This window comes from Alcanivorax sp. HI0044, assembly GCF_001634945.1.
This window is the reverse complement of record NZ_LWEZ01001099.1, coordinates 1-684: the sequence shown is the minus strand read 5'-3', so window position 1 is coordinate 684 and position 684 is coordinate 1. Positions and strand designations below refer to the sequence as shown.

Annotated in this window: 1 protein-coding gene; it reads right to left on the bottom strand. The window is 62.6% G+C overall.

The annotated features are described in order from the left end of the window. Positions 1–684, bottom strand: a 684-nt coding sequence (locus A3730_RS13130) for a YqaJ viral recombinase family protein (protein ID WP_063538209.1), incomplete at both ends; no start/stop codon positions are given.

The window sequence follows — 684 nt, the reverse complement described above, 5'->3', positions numbered from 1 at the left end:
CTGCAGCAGGGCTTTCGTGTCCAGGCTGGTGGAGTCCTTGCTGCGCTTCCAGGTCACGGAGCCCTCGGTGAAGGTGGCCTTGCTGGCCAGCCCCATGGTCTGCTGGATGCGTTGCTTGAGGGTGGACTCTCGCTCGTTCAACCGGCCCAGGGTGTCCCGCAGATCCAGCAGCTCATTGAAGTCGCCCTCCATGGCTGGGTTATCCGTGAGGTCCAAGGTTTGCCCTTTGTCCTGGGGGTAGAGGGCTTGCAGGGCGTTCCCGGCAGAGTCGGAGCCATCCGGGTCCGGCGGGGTGTCCGCTTCCACCAGCTGCCAGAACTCCCGCTCAAGCTCGTACAGGTGAGCAATCAGCGCTTCGTCCCGCTCGATGCGGTGAATCTGCAACTCTTGACCACAGATCAGCACGGCCACATCGGCAGCCTGCTTGCCGGTGACGGCCAGCTGATGCTGCACTTGGCACTGGATGTACTCGGGAACCCCGTCCGCCCACAGCTGGGCGCCGTACTGTCCGGTGGTCTTGCACTCGAGGATCTGCACATCGTCATTACCGACGACAGCGTAATCCAGGTTGGCGAGCATCCAGGGCTTGTCGTCATCCGGGTGCTGCAGCACGGCATTCACGCGCCGTACTTTGTTGCCAGTGATCTTGGCGTAAGCCTCGGCTACCTTTGGCTCCAGCAGGGT